The organism is Haloferula luteola, assembly GCF_014201715.1.
GTDB classification, from domain to species: domain Bacteria; phylum Verrucomicrobiota; class Verrucomicrobiia; order Verrucomicrobiales; family Akkermansiaceae; genus Haloferula; species Haloferula luteola.
Genome location: NZ_JACHFD010000005.1, coordinates 1 through 16,620 on the forward strand (window position 1 = coordinate 1; position 16,620 = coordinate 16,620).

Sequence of the window (16,620 nt, forward strand, 5' to 3'; positions counted from 1 at the left end):
GGAGGCGTGGGGGGCCTGTTGATGCAGCGGACGGTCTCGGACGGGAAGCTGAGACGCCCGGCATACGACGGAAACGGAAATATCACGGCCTGGGCTCTCAAGGGTTCCGGAGGCACAGCAAATCCCAATATGGAGCAACTGCGGACGGAATACGATGCGTTTGGAAATATCGTGGTTTCAGAAGGGATCTTGAATTCGGAGTTTGGGTTCTCCACCAAGATTCGCGATCCTTACACGGGACTCTCCTACTACGGATACAGGTATTATGATCCGGTGACGGGGCGGTGGCCGTCCAGGGATCCGATTGGGGAACGGGGCGGGGTGAACCTGTATGGGTTCGTTCAGAATGATGGCGTCAATTGGGCGGACTACTTAGGTCTGAAGATCAAACGTAAATGCGACTTCACAATTGCTGTGGGCCACGGCGCCGAACCTCCTGACGACGATGGTCCTGCAAATAACTACGTGGATAGCGTTTTGAGGGGCGCAGAGTGTGGCGATCGAGTGGGAGCTGTAAGCTGTTACAACGGACATATCAATGATGCCATTCCCGAAGACAAGAGGTTGCCGAATATCCCGGAGAGGAGAAAAGGGAAAGGCGACCCTCATGACGGGATGTTCCGATTCTCTGACTTGATCGAAGCCGGGATAAAAGCGGTTGAAGCGGCGGAGAAACAGGCACCTGAGGACTGCAAAGATCCTGAAACCTGCTGCTCGAAGATCGAAATCGACGTGAACTGCTTGCCGGGCGGCAGGGATGATGTGAACCGCTGGCTGACAGGCCAGCATGGGAACTTCGGCGACGAATTGGTCAAGCGAGGAAAAGCTCTCTGCAATTACAGCAATACCTACAATTGCAAATCTGGGAAGTGGAGCGGCAAGCTAATCGGGGAGCAGTTGAGCGGAAAATGAAAGCCCTAGCGATGGTTTTCTGTTTGACGCTTTCGTCAGCCATAGCCGATGACCTGACGGCGACCCCCAGCATCGTTGCTGTAGATCAAGCCAGCGGCACATTGCGAAATGCTGTGACAATGAAAGGGGAGAAAGCTTCCGAGGTGTTTGTCACCATCTACCGAGAGCTTGATCAGTTTGAGATCAAACCGGATCTTTTGAAGAGGTTATTGGCGCAAGTCCAAGGAGGATTTCACGAAGAGGATCCGTTGCCTCTGCGGCCGGACTTTGAATTTGTCATTCAAAAAGAAGGCAAGGGCGGACTTGGGGTTAGCGTTGAGAAAGACGGCAGAGTGTTCTATCGAGGCGTCCGAGAGTTCGCAAAGGGCCTGTTTGAAGATGACGACTCGGAGGTCATGCCTGGTTCGTTCTTCGATAAGGAATTAGCCGCGACGTTGATTCAGATTGACACGCGAGACCGGAGGATGCGGGAGAATGATCGTTAGGTCATCGGTAGTTGAGCAAATACGGTATTCGCAGTAGAAGCGAAGTCCCTCCGGGCCACCTCCCCGGAAACTCCTAGAGTCAAAGGAGTCAGTCCTCGCGCTTTAACACCCGTGTCAAAGGGGTCATTCATGAAAGGTAATGCTTTAAGTCATCGTCCGTTGATAATTAATGATGGAGGGCCGTCCGGATTTCGGTAGGCACCGTGTGAATATCCAAGCTCTTCTGAGCGGCTTCCAGGCGACCACATTTGCCACTTCAAAATACGTCCAGTAAGCGTAAGTGTCGTAAAATCGACCCCCTATCGTGCGGCCGCTTGACCTGCCAACATTGCCGGGATGTGCAGATCCACCTGCCGCCCCGCGCGGCCACTGCCATGCACCGGCGTCCACTTCGCCGAAGTCGAGTTTCCGCGCGTCTCCCAGCCTCGGCTGGTGATCGAGTTCCGCGAGGTCTTTTCGCTGCTGCTCGCCGACGAGGGCGCCATCCCTCTGGCCGCCGAGGTCATTGCCGCCTTCCGCCACCACCTCGCACGGAAGGGAGGCCGGTCGTGCTGAGTCTCGCCAACGGCGCGCTGAAGGTCTTCCTCGCGCTTGGGCCCTGCGACATGCGCAAGTCCTTCAACGGCTTCCACACGCTGGCGACCGAACAACTCCGGCTCACGTCGGCCCGCGACGCGCTCTTTGCTTTCATCAACAAGCGTCGCAGCCGGGTGAAACTGCTGGACTTCGACGGAACGGGCACCTGGGTCGCGGCGAAGCGTTTGGAAAAGGGCCGGTTCAACTGGCCGGTGCCCAGCGAGCCAGGCCAGCGGCGCATCCGGCTCCACGCCGAGGCCCTGCATATTCCGGGCGGAGGGTTACGACTTCAACTCGGCCGTAACCGAGCCGAAAACACGACCAGCGGATGGGAATTCACACCAAGTCCAGAGGTTCCCCACGGCTGGCGTGGGCGTGAATGTGTGCTTCGAAAGTTGGTGGGTCTTTGGGGGCCTTGGTGAAAATGTCCATGATGAGGAATCGCAGAATTGGAGATTCGCCAAGGGATGACGGGGCCAGCTTCAAGGGGGTTGAGATGACGAAGATGGAGTGGAGTTTGTCTGCGTGCTGTGCCTATCGTTAAGGATTCAATGATGGACGATTTTGAAGTCGTTTTTCGGAAGATTATGGATCATGTTCTTTGTGGAAAGAAGATGAAGATAGGAATGATTGGATGGTGGGTATCGGCGTTAGGGGCGGTAGGTCTTGCTTTTGGAGGGACAGAGGAGGGGGCTCTGATGACGCGGTGGGGCAAGGAACTCACGGTTGAGGCTCCCGGATGGTCGTCTCATCCTCGGCCAGGGTTTCGGCGGGAGGATTGGGGAAGTCTCAATGGAGAGTGGGATTACTGTATTTCGAAAGAGGGAATCGCTGTGCCGGAAGTTTGGAGCGGAAAGATCCGTGTTCCCTATGGCCCTGAGTCGGTCTTGTCGGGAGTGCACAGGGAGATCGAGCCTGGCGATTTTCTCTGGTACCGAAAGGAGTTTTCCATCGATAAGCACGAAGGAAAGAAGGTCGTGCTGCATTTCGATGCGGTCGACTACGAGACGAAGGTTTGGCTGAATGGGCAGGAGGTGGGTTCCCATGTTGGAGGGTTCACCCCGTTTGCGGTCGATTTATCCGAAGCCTTAACGGATGAAAGGAATGTCCTGTGGGTCAGGGTAACGGACGGGACGGGGGGATATCAACTCCGCGGGAAGCAAAGCTTGACGCCGAAGGGGATCACTTACTCGCGAGTTTCGGGAATTTGGCAGACAGTGTGGTGGGAGCAACTTCCTGAAACTTGTCTCGAAGGGATGGACTATTGGACGGAGCCGTGGGTCGGAGAAGTTGATGACGGAAAGGCACCTTCTGCGAAGTTGAGGATTTCGCCGCAGATCATCGGATCGGCGGCGGGAGCAAGTGAAGTGCGGGTGAAGGTCCGACTGGAGGGAGAGGTGGTCGCTCAGGGAAACGGCACGGATGAGGTTTCGCTGAGGATCGAGGATGCAGAGTGGTGGTCGCCGGATCATCCGGTGCTCTATGACCTCCAGATCGAACTTCTGAATGCGAGGGGAGAAGTCGTGGACGAAGTGGCGTCCTATGTGGGACTTCGAACGGTAGAGAAGCGGCTGAATGGTCAAGGGCGAGAGGCCATCTTCCTGAATGGGAAGGAAATCTTTTTGTATGGACCCTTGGATCAAGGGTGGTGGCCGGAGAGCTTGCTGACACCTCCGTCTGAAGAGGCCATGGTGGCCGACCTCCAGTTCGTGAAGGACGCGGGCTTCAATTTCGTGCGCAAGCATGTGAAAGTGGAGCCGTCCTTGTACTATTGGCACTGCGATCGTTTGGGGATCGTGGTTTGGCAAGATCAGGTGAATGCAGGGATGTGGTCGGGGAGTCCTCCTGAAGAGATCAGTCCTCCATGGACGCGATTGGATGATGACCCTGTCGACGGCAACTGGCCGGATGCCGCGCATGCCCAGTGGGTCACCGAGTATCAGGCGATGGTGGATCACTTGCGCGACCATCCTGCGATTTTCGTGTGGTGCCCGTTCAATGAATCGTGGGGGCAGCATCGAAGCATGGAAGTGGGAGCGATGGCCAAGGCCTATGATCCCAGCCGCCTGATTTGTTTGGCCTCGGGAGGAAATTTCTGGCCGGTGGGTGATATCGCTTCGGCTCACAACTATCCGGTGCCACAGATGCCGGGGTTCTCGGAGAAGTTCGAAGGGATGATTCAGGTGGCGGGTGAGATGGGAGGAATGGGACTGGTCTTGCCTGGACACCTTTGGACATCGGAGAAAGGGTTGCCGTGGTCCCATCAAAACTCGGAGTCGCTGGAAGATTGGAAGTCGCGATACCTTCAGATTGTCCGGAAGGTCGCAACCTTGCGAAAAAGTTCTTTATCAGCAGCGGTTTACACCCAGCTCAGCGACGTGGAGCACGAAGTGAACGGGTTTCTGAGCTATGATCGAGTGCCGAAGGTGGATGCGGCTTGGTTGAGGAAAGTGCATCGCGAACTGCTGCCTGAGCTGGGGCGGGTGGAAAGGTCTGCCCAGTCGGAATAGGGGGGGCTTCTCCTAAGGGTTCGCCTTGTCGGGAGGGGGTGGGAATGGCACAGAAGCGGTCATGTCACGCCTCGCCCATCGCACTTCGGTCATCGACGCCTCCGGGATTCGCAAGGTCTTTGACCTCGCGCGTTCGATGAAGGATCCGATCAATCTTTCGATCGGCCAGCCGGATTTCGATGTGCCAGATGAAATCAAGGCGGCTGCGCATGCGGCGATCGATGCTGGGCGTAACACTTACACTCCGACTCAAGGTCAGGCGGATTTGCGTGAGCTGCTGAGGGCGGATGAGAAAGCGTTCACTGGCCGGGAATGGTCGGAGGCAGAAACGCTGGTCACCTCGGGGGTTAGCGGCGGGCTGTTTCTGGCGTTGCTGGCATTGATCGATGAGGGCGATGAGGTCATCATTCCGGATCCCTACTTCGTGATGTACAAGCATTTGGTGCGCCTGTTTGGCGGGGTGCCGGTGTATCTTGATACCTATGATGCGGCATTCGGGATCGATCCTGAGCGGTTAGCGGGCCTGATCTCGCCGAAGACGAAGCTGCTGCTGTTGAACTCACCCGCGAACCCGACCGGGAGAATTCTTTCCCGGGCGGAGCTGGAAGGGGTGGCAGAGGTGTGCAGGAAGTATGGGGTGCTGGTGATCAGCGACGAGATCTACCGCCACTTTGCCTACACAGAGATGGTGTCGATGGCGGAGGTGTATGAGGACACTTTGGTACTGGCGGGCCACTCGAAAGCCTATGGGATGACGGGTTGGCGGCTGGGGTATGCCTGTGGTCCAGCGGATGTGATTGGGGCGATGACCAAGGTGCAGCAATACAGTTTTGTGTGCGCGCCATCGGTGACGCAGTTTGCGGCGCTGGCGGCACCGGAAGTTGCGCTGGAGCCGTACATTGACCGCTATCGTGCGAAGCGCGATTTGATGGTGGGGCTGTTGGGGGAGAAGTTTGAGATCGGCCCGCCAGATGGAGCCTTCTATTTGTGGGCGAAGGCTCCGGAGGGGTTCACGGGGACGAGTTTTGTCGAGCAGGCGATTGCCAACAACGTGCTGGTTATTCCCGGCGGGGTGTTCAGTGAGCGAGACACGCATTTTCGTGTTTGCTACACGGTGCCGGATGACCGGCTGCAGGCTGGTGCGGAGATCCTTTGTGGATTGGCGGGGAAATGAGGAGTGAGCGGTCCTTCAGCTCGGGAGGTCGGCCTCCAGAGCTTTGAGGGAGCCTGAGACATCGGCAAAGAAGTACCACAGGGCGACGATCAGCGAACCGAGGCTGAGCACGAATAGCGTGGAGACCACCACGCTGAGGTCGCCTGGGACGAAGACGGAGGCGAAGAGGGCGAGGACCAGGAGGGCGGCAAAAAAGATGGCGAGCCCCATGAACAGAATGGCGGAGCGAATCCAACGGGCGCGTTTGTGAATGATGCGAAGTTGGAGGTCGCGAGTGGGGCAGGAGTCTTGGCGAAGGCTACGGCCACGATCGATGGCGCGGCCGAGGCGATTGGTGAGGCTGAGCAGGAGCAAGCCGTAGGCGGAGATCAGGATCACCGGGCTGACGGCATGTTGAAGAGCATTGAAGACGGATTGCGTTTCCATACGAGGTGGACGGTAAAGGCCCGGCGTCCGCTGGGTTTCGGAGCCGGATGAAGGGAAAATAATTTCCCGATCTGGGTGCTGCAATCCGGCGGTGAAAGATGCCGAGGAAGCGTCAAATCACGCGGGGAGTTCGCCGCATTAGTGAGCGGCAAGCCAATTGGGGCCGGTGCCATGTTCGACGAGGATGGGCACGTGTCCGGGAAGCGGCAGGGCGGTTTCCATCAGGCCGAGGATTTCGGGCACGAGGGTGGCTTCCTCCGCAGGATCGAGGTCGAAGATGAGTTCGTCGTGGATCTGCAGTAGCATGCGGGAGTGGTATGCTTTCTTTCGGAGGTGGGCATCGATGTGGATCATGGCGCGTTTGATCATGTCCGCAGAGCTGCCTTGGATGGGGGTGTTGATGGCGGCCCGCTCGGCATTTCCTCGGATGGTGGCGTTTGACGAGCGAAGATCGGGGAAGTGGCGGCGGCGACCGGTGAGGGTTTCGGCGTAGCCTTGGTCCCGAGCCTCTTCGATGGTGCGGTCCATGAAGGTGCGGACGGCGGGGTATTGCTTGAAGTAGCTGTCGATGATTTCGGCGGCTTCGCCTCGGGGAATGCCGAGGCGTTGGGAGAGCCCGAAGGCGGAGATGCCATAGATGATGCCGAAATTGACCATTTTGGCTCCGCGCCGTTGTTCGCTGGTGACGTCTTTTTCCGCAACGCCCCAGACTCGTGCGGCGGTGGCGGTGTGGATGTCTTTTTGGTGGCGGAAGTCGTCGATCATCGATGGGTCGTCGGCGAGGGCGGCCATGACGCGCAGTTCGATCTGCGAGTAGTCGCAAGAGAGCAGGGTGAAACCCTCTTTGGGGACGAAAGCACGGCGGATTTCCCGGCCGGCGGTGGAGCGGACGGGAATATTTTGGAGATTCGGGTCGGTGGATGCGAGGCGTCCGGTGGCGGCGACGAGTTGATGGAAATGGGTGTGGATGCGTCCGGTCGAGGCTTGGAGGTGCTGAGGCAGGGCGTCGAGGTAAGTGGACTTCAGTTTGGTGATTTCGCGGTATTCGAGGATGGCATCAATGATGGGATGAGTACCGGAAAGGGAGGAAAGCGTTTGTTCGTCGGTCTTGTACTGGCCCGTGCGGGTCTTTTTGGGTTTTTCGACGAGTTTGAGATCATCGAAGAGAATTTCACCCAGTTGTTTCGGGGAGTTGAGGTTGAAGGGGCGTCCGGCGATGTCGGTGATTTCTCGGCCGAGGGCATCGATGCGGTGGCCGAGAGTTTGACCGATTTCTTGGAGCGCGGAGGGGTCCATGCGGATGCCTTCCATTTCCATGTGGACGAGAACGGGCAGCAGCGGGGCTTCGATTTCGGAGAAGACGCGCTCCTGGTCGGATTCGACGAGCAGGGGGCGGAGGTGTTGGGCGAGTTGGAAGGTGATGTCGGCATCCTCCGCGGCATATTCGGCGAGGGTGGCGAGGGGGATGGCGGCGATGTCGAGCTCCTTCGATTTGGGCTTTTTCTCCGCGAGGGAGAAGAGGTCATCGGCGTCTGAAGCGGAGGGGGGAGCGGCGATGTCGGTGAGCTTGATGGGGGAGTAGCCGAGGAGGGTCTCGGCGAGGTAGTCCATGGTGTGACGGCGATCGGGAGCGACCAGCGCGTCGGCGAGCATGGTGTCAAAGAATGGGCCAGCGACTTCGATGCCATGACGATGCAGGACGCAGAGGTCATATTTGAGGTTATGGCCGATTTTTTCGGCGGCGTTGCCGAGAAGGGCGGAGAGTTCGGGAGGGAGAGACGTCGGGTCGGGGGTGGGAAGGTACCAGCCTTCGTGAGCTTTCCAGGAGAAGGCGATGCCGAGGAGTCGGGCCTCAAAGCGGTCGAGAGAGGTGGATTCGATGTCGAAGCAGAATCTCGATTGGTGCTGAAGGTGGAGGAAGAGTTCGGCCTGCTTTTCTGGGGTATCGACCAGGTGATAGGTGTGGGGAACGTCGGTGAGACGTTGGAAGGTTTCCTGAAGGGAGGGATGGGGGTCGGCGTTTTTTGGGGTGGGGCTCGGGGGTGAACTGGAAGTGGGGGCGTCGCCAAAGAGTCGTTTGCTTAGAGTGCGGAACTCAAATTCGGTGAAGAGGTCTTTGACGGCGTGGTCATCCCGGGGAGAGAGGACGAGATCTTCCCAGGAGGTGTCGATGGGGGCATCGGTGATGATGGTGGCGAGGTCTTTGGAGAGCCGGGCGATGTCGGCGTGGGCCTCGATGTTCTCCTTTTGCTTACCCTTGAGTTTCGAGGTGTGGGCGAGAACGCCTTCGAGGGAGCCGAATTCGGCAATGAGTTTCTGGGCCGTTTTTGGCCCGATTCCAGGGATGCCCGGGATGTTATCGACGGCGTCTCCCATCATGCCGAGGAGGTCGATGATTTGGTCGGGCTGGCCGACACCCCAAATTTCGGGCAATTCGTTGAGGCCGATGATTTCGCGATCGGCGCCCTGTTTGCCGGGTCGCCACATGAAGGTGCGGGGGGCCAGGAGCTGCGCGAAATCCTTGTCTGGGGTGACCATGTAGGTCTCGAACTGTCCATCGGACTCCGCGCGGCGGGCGAGGGTACCGATGAGGTCGTCGGCTTCGAAGCCGTCGATTTCTAGGACGGGGATATGGAAGGCGCGGCAGAGGCGTTTGACGTGGGGAATGGCGGCGGCGAGTTCCTCGGGCATGTCTTCGCGCTGGGCCTTGTATTCGGGAAATTTCAGGTGCCTCGGGGTGGGGGCGGAGGTGTCGAAGGCGACGCCGAGGTGGCTGGGTTGCTCATTTTCCAGGATGGTGAGCAGGGTGTTGGTGAATCCGTAGAGGGCCGAGGTGTTGATGCCCTTGGAATTGCGGATGGGATTCCGGATGAGCGCGAAATGGGCGCGATAGACGAGGGCCATGCCATCGAGAAGGAACAAGCGGGGCATGACGAGGAGCGTCGGGGCTCGGGGCCGGGAGGGCGAGGGGAAAACCTGAAAAGCGGGCGGAGGAAATCTCTGGCAAAGAACCGTTGCGCTTCCTACGTATCGCCCAGCATGAAATGGGTATCGGGTTTGGTAGGCGTCGCGGCGATTGGGGCCGTGGGGTATTTCGCGGAGCCAGCGCTGCAGCCGCTGTTGTTCTCTTTTCATTCCTCGGCCGAGACGGATGCCCCCGAAGTGGAGCCGGCCGATCCTGCGGTCGCCGTGGAGGATGAGCTCGCGGTGAAAGAATCGGTTCCTGAGGAGCCGGCTGTGACGGAAGAGGTTGCTTGGCCGGAGGCTCCGGAGTGGGTGGCCGGCCTGACGCCGGAGCAATTGCCGGAGAAGGTCACGTTGAAAGCGGATTTGCCGATCACCGTGCCGGGTGCCAAGCAGCCGATGGTGATTTCTTCAGGGGTTCAGGTGATGCCGGTTCGCGTGGAAGGAACGGATTTGGTGGTGAGTCCTCTGGCTGGCCCGTTGGAGGGCAAGCTGCCGGTGATGGCCACAGATTTGGTGGAGGTTCTGGGGGGTGAGCCGCCTGCGGTTCCTGAAGAAGAGCCGGTGGTGGCGGAAACGGAGACTCCCGATCCCTTGATGTTGGACAGCATCACTCCGGCCGGGGATTCTGAGCCGGAGATGGCGGAGAATGGGGCCGCTGAGGAAGCGGAGGAGGAGCCTGCTACGGCGGAAGAGCCTGCCGCCGAGTCGGGCACGGCGATCGTGGATGCGATGCAGGCAAGCATCAAGGCGGGCGACGTGAAGGAGTTCACGTTTGATCAAGTCGTCAGCTGGGAAGCTGGAGACACGGTGGAGCGTGACGGCGTGACCTATGAGTCGGGCAAAGCCGCCTACAAGGCCGAGACTATCTTTGGGGTTAAGACGATCGAGGCCCAGGCGTTGATTCAGGGGGGGAAGGTGATCAAGTGGATTTGGCCGAACAGCGGCATGGAAATCCAATGATTCGGGTGCGGGTTCAGTAACGTTCCCGCAGGTGGTTCAAGTGGGCTTCGGCCGAGGGGTCGGAGCCCGTGGCCTGGCGGATGAGGTCCGCCGGGGAAAGCGTGGCGCCGAAGTCGTGGACTCGGCTGCGCAGCCAATCGAGAAGCGGCGCGTAGTTCGCCTGCTGGAGGCCTGCTTCGACGCTGGCATCGCGACGTGCAGCTGCGAAGAGCTGGGCGGCTCCCAGATTTCCGAGGGTGTAGGTGGGGAAATACCCGATGCCACCCATGGACCAGTGGATGTCCTGGAGGCAGCCTTCACGGTTGTCGCGTGGGCGCATGCCGAAGGAGGCTTCGAAGGCATCGTTCCAAGCCGCAGGGACGTCTGCGACGGCGAGTTCGCCGCTCATCAGGCGGCGTTCGATGCCAAAGCGCAGGAGGATGTGGAGGTCGTAGGTGGCTTCGTCGGCTTCCACCCGAATGGGAGAAAATTCGGCCTTCCAGACGAAGGAGAGGAATGCATCGAGAGAAAGGTCGCGGAGTTGGGGGAAGTGCTCGATGGCAATGGGATACCAATGTTCCCAGAAGGCCCGTGAGCGGCCCACGTGGTTTTCCCAGAGCCGCGATTGCGATTCGTGGATGCCATAGGAGCAGGCGCTGCCAGCTGGGAGCCCGAAATCTGCGGGGCGCATGCCGAGTTCGTAGAGACCATGGCCAGCTTCGTGCATGACTCCGAAGAGGGAAGAAGTGAAGTCTGTCACTTCGTAGCGGGTCGTGAGACGGACATCGGCAGGGCCCAGCGTGGTGCAGAAGGGGTGAGTGGTGGTGTCGATGCGTCCTTGGGTGAACTCGAATCCGAGAGCTTCGGCGACCTTGCGATTGAAGGCCATCTGTTGTTCGACGGGGAAAGGTCCTTCGGGAAGGTGGGCGGAGCGGCTGCGGGACCGCTCCACGGCGGAGGTGGCGATTTCCCGGAGTTCCGGTCCGAGCTGGTCAAAGAGTTCGGCGAGTCCTTCGGCAGTCCAGCCGCGTTCATAGGGCTCGAGGAGGGCATCGTAGGCTTCGTTTTCGTATCCCCATCGGTCGGCTTTCTCACGAAGAAGATCGACGAGTTGCTGAAGGAAAGGAGCAAAGGCCGCAAAGTCATCATGGGAGCGAGCTGCTGCCCAGGCGTGCTTTGCCTGCGAGGTGAGCTCGGTTTCACGCTCGACGAAGGATGTGGGGAGTTTCTCGGCGCGTTCGAAGTCGCGGCGCATCTCTTCCAGAGAGGCGGCGTCCCGAGGATTGTCGGGCTCTGCTTCTTCGAGCGCGCGGCGCCACGAGTTCGAGGTGGCCAGCTCATGTGCCCGTCCGGCCAGCCAAGCCAGCTGGCGGGAGCGCCAGGCGGACCCTTGTGCTGGCAGGTAGGTCTCCTGATCCCATCCGAGGACCGAGGCAGAGGAGGAAATCAGAGCGGCTTCGGTGGCGAGATCGCGGAGGGTCTGGAAGGTGGCCATGAGGCGCGAAGCTACAAGCCGGGACGCATTTGGCAACTCGGGCGGGCGGGGATTCACGGAAGGGCGAGGGCAACCGAGTGGCTTTTTTGTCTCCAAGAAGGGGCGATCGGTCGGCGTTAGCGCTCATGAGCTATGCACCCTTTTCTGATGTCGCCTTCGATTCGGTCGCAGTTGGCCGAGCGCGTTCGTCGTGAGCGTCGCGCTTCGGCGCTCGGCACGGTGGTCATCACTCTGTTGGTCTCTGGACTGATTTTGACCGTGCTGGGATGGATTTTGCTGCCGAGTTGGGAGCGGGAAACAGCGCTGGAGGCGGTAAGATTCGAGACGCTGCCGGCGGAAGAATCTCCCACGGAGTTTTCCCCGATGCGGCGCCAAACAAGTCCGCCACGGGCACCCTCAGCGGCCTCGAATCGGGCCCTGGTAGCAGCGGTAGCGGCGCCGGTCGCCCTGGCAGTGCCGGAGGTGGAGGTTGACGAGATGTCTCTGGAGTGGGGACAGGACGATGATTTCCTCGAGGGATGGGGAACCGGAGGGGCGGGGACAGATGGGGGGCAAGGAATGGATGAGGGTGAGATGGGAGCGACTTTTTTCCAGCAGAAGACGAGTGCCCATCGGGTGTGCTACTTGATCGACTTCTCCGGGTCGATGCGAGGCCAACGCGAAAAGTTGATGCGAAGCGAATTGTCGAAATCCCTGGAAGCCTTGGCGGAGGGGAGCTTGTTCCAATTGGTGTTCTTTGCCGGTCCGGTGTGGATCGCGGGATCATCGGTGGAGATGGAAGACAAGAATCCTCCGCGAGAAGGGGTCGTGACGGTGGGTGACGAGAGTTTCCGGTGGGAGTATGTCGGCGGAGGGAAGTGGGAAGCCCAAGGGCGGGAACAGGAGATCCATTGGCGGGAGGCGTCCGCCTCTACGGTGAAACAAGCGCTCGCTGAAGTTCGCGGGTCACGCTTGGCGTATGGCGGGGGTTGGGAGAATCCGATCGAATGGGCGCTTGGGCTCGATCCGGCGCCGGAGGTGATCTTTTTCATGACCGACGGTGCGATCAGTGGAGACATGATGGGAATCGCCCGCGACCTTGCCCGCAAGGCGAAGCGGAAGGGAACGGTGATCAACACGGTGGCCCTGATGGAGCCGAAAGCCGAAAAGCCGATGCAGGAAATGGCCCGTCGTGCGGGCGGGCAATTCACGCTGGTTCGGGAGGATGGGACTCTCGAAGTGATGGGCTTCGAATGAGTTCGCTCAGGCGGGCTGCTGTTGGGTGAGGCAGTGGAGGGTCCCGCCCTCTTCCACGAGGTCGAGGCAATCGATGCCGACGACTTCACGGTCGGGAAAGAGTTCGCGGAGGGTGCCGAGGGCACGATCGTCGTTGCGACCTTGCCGGAAGGTCGGAACAAGCAGGCCGCCATTGACGATGAGGAAATTGACGTAAGAGGCGGGGAGGATGGGAAGTCGCCATCCGGGGACTTCACAGGCTGCGGGCATGGGGATTTCCACCAGCTCAAACGGGCGACCAGAGGGAGTGCGGAATTCGCGGAGGCGATGAAGATTGGCGTCGAGAACGCGGTGATTGGGGGAGCTGGGGTCTCGATCGACGCAGACCGCGATGAGGTCGTCTGCGCAAAACCGGGCGAGGTCATCGATGTGGCCATCGGTGTCATCGCCTTCGATGCCTTTTTCTAACCAGAGCACTTCTTTCACTCCGAGGGTTTGGCAGAGCTTCTGCTCGATTTGCTCCCGGTTGAGATGAGGGTTGCGGTTGGGATTGAGAAGGACGGCTTCGGTGGTGAGGAGTTGGTCGCAACCATTGATTTCGATGGCGCCACCTTCGAGGATCATGCCGCCGGTGTAGCTTGGCAGGCGAAGTTGTTGGGAAATCTGGGAAGGGATGGAGTTGTCGGCATCCCATGGAGCGAACTTTCCTCCCCAGGCGTTGAATTCCCAGTCGCTGATCGCCAGGTTCCCGGATTCGCGGTGTTTGAGGAAGATGGGGCCATGATCGCGGCACCAGACATCGTTGTGAAGGTGGGGGAAGATTTCGAGTCTTTCGGGGACTGCTTTGGCGCGGAGACAGCGCTCGCGAATTTCATCCTCGGTGCCAGGAATGGCATTGATCCGGACGATTTCAAAGCGGCTGATGGCGGCGGCCAAGACAACAAAGCGGTCGAGAATGATTTCGCGTTTTTGTCCACCCCAGTGGCGAGGATCGTCGACGGGCCATGAGATCCAAATGGCTTCCTGGGCGGACCATTCGGGGGGCATGGCGAATCCTTCTTCTGCAGCGGTGGGCATGCCGGGAAGCTGGAGTCGAAGAGGGCCGGGGGTCAATCTTCCGAATCGCAGCATGGGCAGGTGCCGCAGGCATCGACGATGCGGGGATGGACGATCAGGATTCCCTCGGTAACCTCGGGAGGTGGGGGACTCGTGAAGGAGGGCGCGGTTGTGGGAAGCGAGGTTTCCAATTGGTAGAAGGCGCGATCGGTGGGCGCGTTTGAGTCCTGGTAGGTAGCGATGTCACCGTTCCCTGGCGTGGGACCGGTGAGGGTGGTCCAGGAGATCAGATCTATTGATCGGCGGAGCCGGTAGCTGATCCCGCTCGTGGTGGGCCATGAGAGGGAACTGGCGAGCGGTGCAAGTTGGGGGGCGTTGAGTCGAGGGGGCGGGGAAACTTCCCAACCGACATCTCGCAGGCCCGCAAGGTCGAGATCCGTCAGAACCTGGAGATAGGTGATTGAGGGGATGGTGCAGGACCCAGGGTCCATGATGGCGATCTGATCTTCAGCATGGGGGCGCCCAAAACTCTGGCAGGTGAGCGAGAGGACGTTGTCAGGGTTGCTGGGGACATATCCGAGTGGGTAGGCACATGCTCCGTCGTTTCGCCAATGCCCTAAACCAGAATCGAGGGGTGCGGCTCCTCCCCACACGGCGGAGCTGGCGGGGCCAGTGAAGGTCGTTCCGGAGATGTAGTGATCGAAGGACGCAGCAGTTCCGAATCCGAGGAGGTGCGACATCTCGTGAAGAGCGATGGAGACGAAGTCGATCTGACTGTTCGCAGGGCGGCCCTGGATGTCGAAGTTCCAGGTTTCGTCGGTATCAAAGGTGATGGAGCCGCCCCACGGGCCAAAATCTGTGGAGGTGCTGGAGGCAAGGGTGGCACCGGTTTGGCCGCGGAACCGGACGAGATCGAACCATGTTTGGTTGCCGGATGCGCTGAAGCCTCCCGGGCCGCCCTGACCTACGGTGCCTCCTGCGAGGGAGCGACCTCCGGGAAACACGATCAGAGTGTCCGCTGGTACCACCATGTTCTGCAATTCAGAGGCGGTGTAGTAGTCGCCCGTGGCGGGGTGAAAGAATCGAGGGATCCAGTTGTTGGAGCCGGTCGATTGGATGGCGGAGAGCGAATCGTGCAAGAGGGCCTCGAAATGATCGGCCACCGCACGCATGGCTTCCCGGGCCCCGGGTTGGTCAAAAAAGCCGTTGGTATCGTAGCGATAGTCCAGCTCCACAGTGATGGCGCTGACCGAAATGGGAAGCAGCACAGCGGCAAATGCGATGACCCTCATTTCGCAAGATAGGCCGGGATTTCTAGCTGCGCCAGCGCGAGGTGATGTCGCCATAGGCATCAATCCTGCGATCACGGAAAAACGGCCAGATCCTTCGGAAGTCTTCCACGGCGGAGAAGTCGAGGTCGTGATAGAGGATTTCTTCTTGGTCGGTGGTGGCCTTGGCGACGAGTTGACCGTAGGGGTTGACCACAAACGAGCGCCCCCAGAATTCGCTATCCCCTTCGGTTCCCACGCGATTGACGGCGGCGAGGTAGCAGCCATTGGCGACGGCGTGACCACGCTGGACGGTTTCCCAGGCGCAATGTTGGGCTTCTCCAAGGGCCTCCTTTTCCTCGGGAAGCCAACCGATGGCCGTCGGATAGAGAAGGATCTGGGCACCGCCTAAAGCCATCAGCCGAGCGGCTTCGGGATACCATTGGTCCCAGCAAACGAGGACGCCGAGAGGCCCGAAGCGCGTTTCCCAAACGGGCCAACCGGTATCGCCGGGAGTGAAGTAGAATTTTTCCTCGAAGGCGGGATCTTGAGGGATATGGGATTTCCGATAGATCCCGAGTTGTTGGCCATCGGCATCGTGGACGATGGCGGTGTTGTGATAGAGTCCCGGGCCCCGGTGTTCGAACCATGAAGAAACGATCACGACCCCAAGTTCGCGGGCAAGATCTCCGAGGCGGTCGCTGGCGGGACAGGGCAGGGGATCGGCCAGATCAAAGAGCGCGGGGTCCTCGACGGTGCAGAAGTACGGGGTGAGGAAGAGTTCCTGAGTGACCACGATTTGCGCTCCATTTTCGGAGGCTTGGCGGATCAACTCGATGTGTTTTTCGAGGGCTTCCTCTTTGGTGGCGAAGGCCCGGGACTGGAGCAGCGCGAGACGTGGCATGCCGATACAGTGAACGCGGGCTGAGGCCCGCGTCCATGATTTCCAGAAAAGTTTGGATGACGAAATGGGATCCCTGCGCCTTACAACCGACTCACGGCATCGGCGATCGAGATGGAAAGCTGCGAAGCATCTGTTGGAAGGGGGCTTTCATGCACCACGCGGCCATCGGCGGCGATTGCTTGGATGCGTCCCTCGGTGAAATCGACGATCACCTTCGGATTGCCTTCCGCTGCAGCGGCTTCGGCGCTGGCGAGGCTTTTCAGGGATCGAGCTTCCAGATCTCCAGCTTCGGTCAGCTGGAGCATCGCGGAATCCGGGCCCCCGACGAGGAGAACCGGGATGGAGGCCACCTCTCCCCCGCCTTCACCCCGGAAGGATTCCGCGGCGGGTTCTGATGGGTGGAGGAATTGAGGCCCGAGCACGCCCAGAGCCACCACCGCCACAGCGGAAGCAGCCCAACCCGGATGGGAGAACGCCGTGGTCACGCGAGCCCACCAGGAGCGGGAAGTGACAGCGGCCACCGGTGCAGCCTGAGCAGGAGCAAAATGCGCCTGCAGATCCGAGCAGAGTTGGGCAGGCATCGGAGGGGCCGGATCATCCGTCCGCAATCGAAGGCTGTTGCCCAGCATATGCTTGAGTGGGTCTTGCTGGGTTTGGGGTTCAAATTCCATGTCTCTCCTTCCAATCGGTAAG

15 protein-coding genes are annotated in these 16,620 nt (G+C 59.7%); 8 read left to right on the forward strand and 7 right to left on the reverse strand.

What is annotated here, in order from left to right; all coding sequences use genetic code 11:
* From HNR46_RS05985 to HNR46_RS06010, 6 genes are all read left to right on the forward strand, one after another.
* Positions 1 to 912, forward strand: a 912-nt coding sequence (locus HNR46_RS05985; RefSeq protein ID WP_184016803.1) for an RHS repeat-associated core domain-containing protein, incomplete at its 5' end; no start/stop codon positions are given.
* Positions 909 to 1,397 carry a hypothetical protein gene (locus HNR46_RS05990; protein ID WP_184016805.1) on the forward strand — a complete coding sequence of 163 codons (489 nt, stop codon included), beginning with the start codon at positions 909 to 911 and terminating at the stop codon, positions 1,395 to 1,397. The genes HNR46_RS05985 and HNR46_RS05990, both read left to right, overlap by 4 nt.
* A gap of 336 nt (positions 1,398 to 1,733) precedes the next feature.
* Positions 1,734 to 1,952, forward strand: a complete 219-nt coding sequence (locus HNR46_RS05995) for a hypothetical protein (protein ID WP_184016807.1) — start codon at positions 1,734 to 1,736, stop codon at positions 1,950 to 1,952.
* Positions 1,946 to 2,395 carry an IS66 family insertion sequence element accessory protein TnpB gene (gene tnpB / locus HNR46_RS06000; RefSeq protein WP_184016809.1) on the forward strand — a complete coding sequence of 150 codons (450 nt, stop codon included), beginning with the start codon at positions 1,946 to 1,948 and terminating at the stop codon, positions 2,393 to 2,395. The genes HNR46_RS05995 and tnpB overlap by 7 nt, the downstream gene beginning before the upstream one ends.
* A 204-nt stretch (positions 2,396 to 2,599) precedes the next feature.
* The gene (locus HNR46_RS06005; protein WP_184016811.1) at positions 2,600 to 4,483 is read left to right on the forward strand and encodes a glycoside hydrolase family 2 protein; all 1,884 of its coding nucleotides are present in this window, start codon (positions 2,600 to 2,602) and stop codon (positions 4,481 to 4,483) included.
* Between the two features lie 61 nt (positions 4,484 to 4,544).
* On the forward strand, positions 4,545 to 5,657 hold the full coding sequence (locus HNR46_RS06010) for a pyridoxal phosphate-dependent aminotransferase (RefSeq protein WP_184016813.1): 1,113 nt from the start codon (positions 4,545 to 4,547) through the stop codon (positions 5,655 to 5,657).
* Between the two features lie 15 nt (positions 5,658 to 5,672).
* On the opposite strand, the gene HNR46_RS06015 is transcribed toward HNR46_RS06010, so the two are convergent.
* Together HNR46_RS06015 and polA are read right to left on the reverse strand one after the other, a co-directional pair.
* The gene (locus HNR46_RS06015) at positions 5,673 to 6,083 is read right to left on the reverse strand and encodes a DUF2721 domain-containing protein (RefSeq protein ID WP_184016815.1); all 411 of its coding nucleotides are present in this window, start codon (positions 6,081 to 6,083) and stop codon (positions 5,673 to 5,675) included.
* Positions 6,084 to 6,221: 138 nt separating this feature from the next.
* Entirely contained in the window at positions 6,222 to 9,014 is a 2,793-nt protein-coding gene (gene polA / locus HNR46_RS06020; protein WP_184016817.1) for a DNA polymerase I, read from the reverse strand.
* Positions 9,015 to 9,122: 108 nt separating this feature from the next.
* On the opposite strand from polA, the gene HNR46_RS06025 reads away from it, so the two are divergent.
* Positions 9,123 to 10,010 carry a hypothetical protein gene (locus HNR46_RS06025; RefSeq protein ID WP_184016819.1) on the forward strand — a complete coding sequence of 296 codons (888 nt, stop codon included), beginning with the start codon at positions 9,123 to 9,125 and terminating at the stop codon, positions 10,008 to 10,010.
* A gap of 13 nt (positions 10,011 to 10,023) precedes the next feature.
* Here HNR46_RS06025 and HNR46_RS06030 read toward each other — a convergent pair whose 3' ends face one another.
* Positions 10,024 to 11,484 carry a carboxypeptidase M32 gene (locus HNR46_RS06030; protein WP_184016821.1) on the reverse strand — a complete coding sequence of 487 codons (1,461 nt, stop codon included), beginning with the start codon at positions 11,482 to 11,484 and terminating at the stop codon, positions 10,024 to 10,026.
* Positions 11,485 to 11,631: 147 nt separating this feature from the next.
* Between HNR46_RS06030 and HNR46_RS06035 the strand changes: the two genes are divergently transcribed.
* Positions 11,632 to 12,720, forward strand: coding sequence for a vWA domain-containing protein (locus HNR46_RS06035; RefSeq protein WP_184016823.1), 1,089 nt, complete (start codon positions 11,632 to 11,634; stop codon positions 12,718 to 12,720).
* 6 nt (positions 12,721 to 12,726) lie between these two features.
* Here HNR46_RS06035 and HNR46_RS06040 read toward each other — a convergent pair whose 3' ends face one another.
* From HNR46_RS06040 to HNR46_RS06055, 4 genes are all read right to left on the reverse strand, one after another.
* On the reverse strand, positions 12,727 to 13,776 hold the full coding sequence (locus HNR46_RS06040) for an agmatine deiminase family protein (RefSeq protein ID WP_184016825.1): 1,050 nt from the start codon (positions 13,774 to 13,776) through the stop codon (positions 12,727 to 12,729).
* Between the two features lie 32 nt (positions 13,777 to 13,808).
* A complete protein-coding gene (locus HNR46_RS06045; RefSeq protein WP_184016827.1) occupies positions 13,809 to 15,047 on the reverse strand; it encodes a matrixin family metalloprotease in 1,239 nt (412 codons plus the stop codon).
* 22 nt (positions 15,048 to 15,069) lie between these two features.
* Positions 15,070 to 15,927 carry a carbon-nitrogen hydrolase gene (locus HNR46_RS06050; RefSeq protein ID WP_184016829.1) on the reverse strand — a complete coding sequence of 286 codons (858 nt, stop codon included), beginning with the start codon at positions 15,925 to 15,927 and terminating at the stop codon, positions 15,070 to 15,072.
* 80 nt (positions 15,928 to 16,007) lie between these two features.
* The gene (locus HNR46_RS06055; RefSeq protein WP_184016831.1) at positions 16,008 to 16,598 is read right to left on the reverse strand and encodes a hypothetical protein; all 591 of its coding nucleotides are present in this window, start codon (positions 16,596 to 16,598) and stop codon (positions 16,008 to 16,010) included.
* Positions 16,599 to 16,620 lie beyond the last annotated feature (22 nt).

Coding starts and splice junctions, on each gene's coding strand:
- HNR46_RS06030 (WP_184016821.1), bottom strand. CDS start 11,484: ATGGCCACCTTCCAGACCCTCCGCGATCTCGCCACCGAAGCCGCTCTG.
- HNR46_RS06015 (WP_184016815.1), bottom strand. CDS start 6,083: ATGGAAACGCAATCCGTCTTCAATGCTCTTCAACATGCCGTCAGCCCG.
- HNR46_RS06050 (WP_184016829.1), bottom strand. CDS start 15,927: ATGCCACGTCTCGCGCTGCTCCAGTCCCGGGCCTTCGCCACCAAAGAG.
- HNR46_RS06010 (WP_184016813.1), top strand. CDS start 4,545: ATGTCACGCCTCGCCCATCGCACTTCGGTCATCGACGCCTCCGGGATT.
- HNR46_RS06055 (WP_184016831.1), bottom strand. CDS start 16,598: ATGGAATTTGAACCCCAAACCCAGCAAGACCCACTCAAGCATATGCTG.
- HNR46_RS05990 (WP_184016805.1), top strand. CDS start 909: ATGAAAGCCCTAGCGATGGTTTTCTGTTTGACGCTTTCGTCAGCCATA.
- HNR46_RS06025 (WP_184016819.1), top strand. CDS start 9,123: ATGAAATGGGTATCGGGTTTGGTAGGCGTCGCGGCGATTGGGGCCGTG.
- HNR46_RS06005 (WP_184016811.1), top strand. CDS start 2,600: ATGATTGGATGGTGGGTATCGGCGTTAGGGGCGGTAGGTCTTGCTTTT.
- HNR46_RS06045 (WP_184016827.1), bottom strand. CDS start 15,047: ATGAGGGTCATCGCATTTGCCGCTGTGCTGCTTCCCATTTCGGTCAGC.
- HNR46_RS06040 (WP_184016825.1), bottom strand. CDS start 13,776: ATGCCCACCGCTGCAGAAGAAGGATTCGCCATGCCCCCCGAATGGTCC.
- HNR46_RS05995 (WP_184016807.1), top strand. CDS start 1,734: ATGTGCAGATCCACCTGCCGCCCCGCGCGGCCACTGCCATGCACCGGC.
- HNR46_RS06035 (WP_184016823.1), top strand. CDS start 11,632: ATGTCGCCTTCGATTCGGTCGCAGTTGGCCGAGCGCGTTCGTCGTGAG.
- polA (WP_184016817.1), bottom strand. CDS start 9,014: ATGCCCCGCTTGTTCCTTCTCGATGGCATGGCCCTCGTCTATCGCGCC.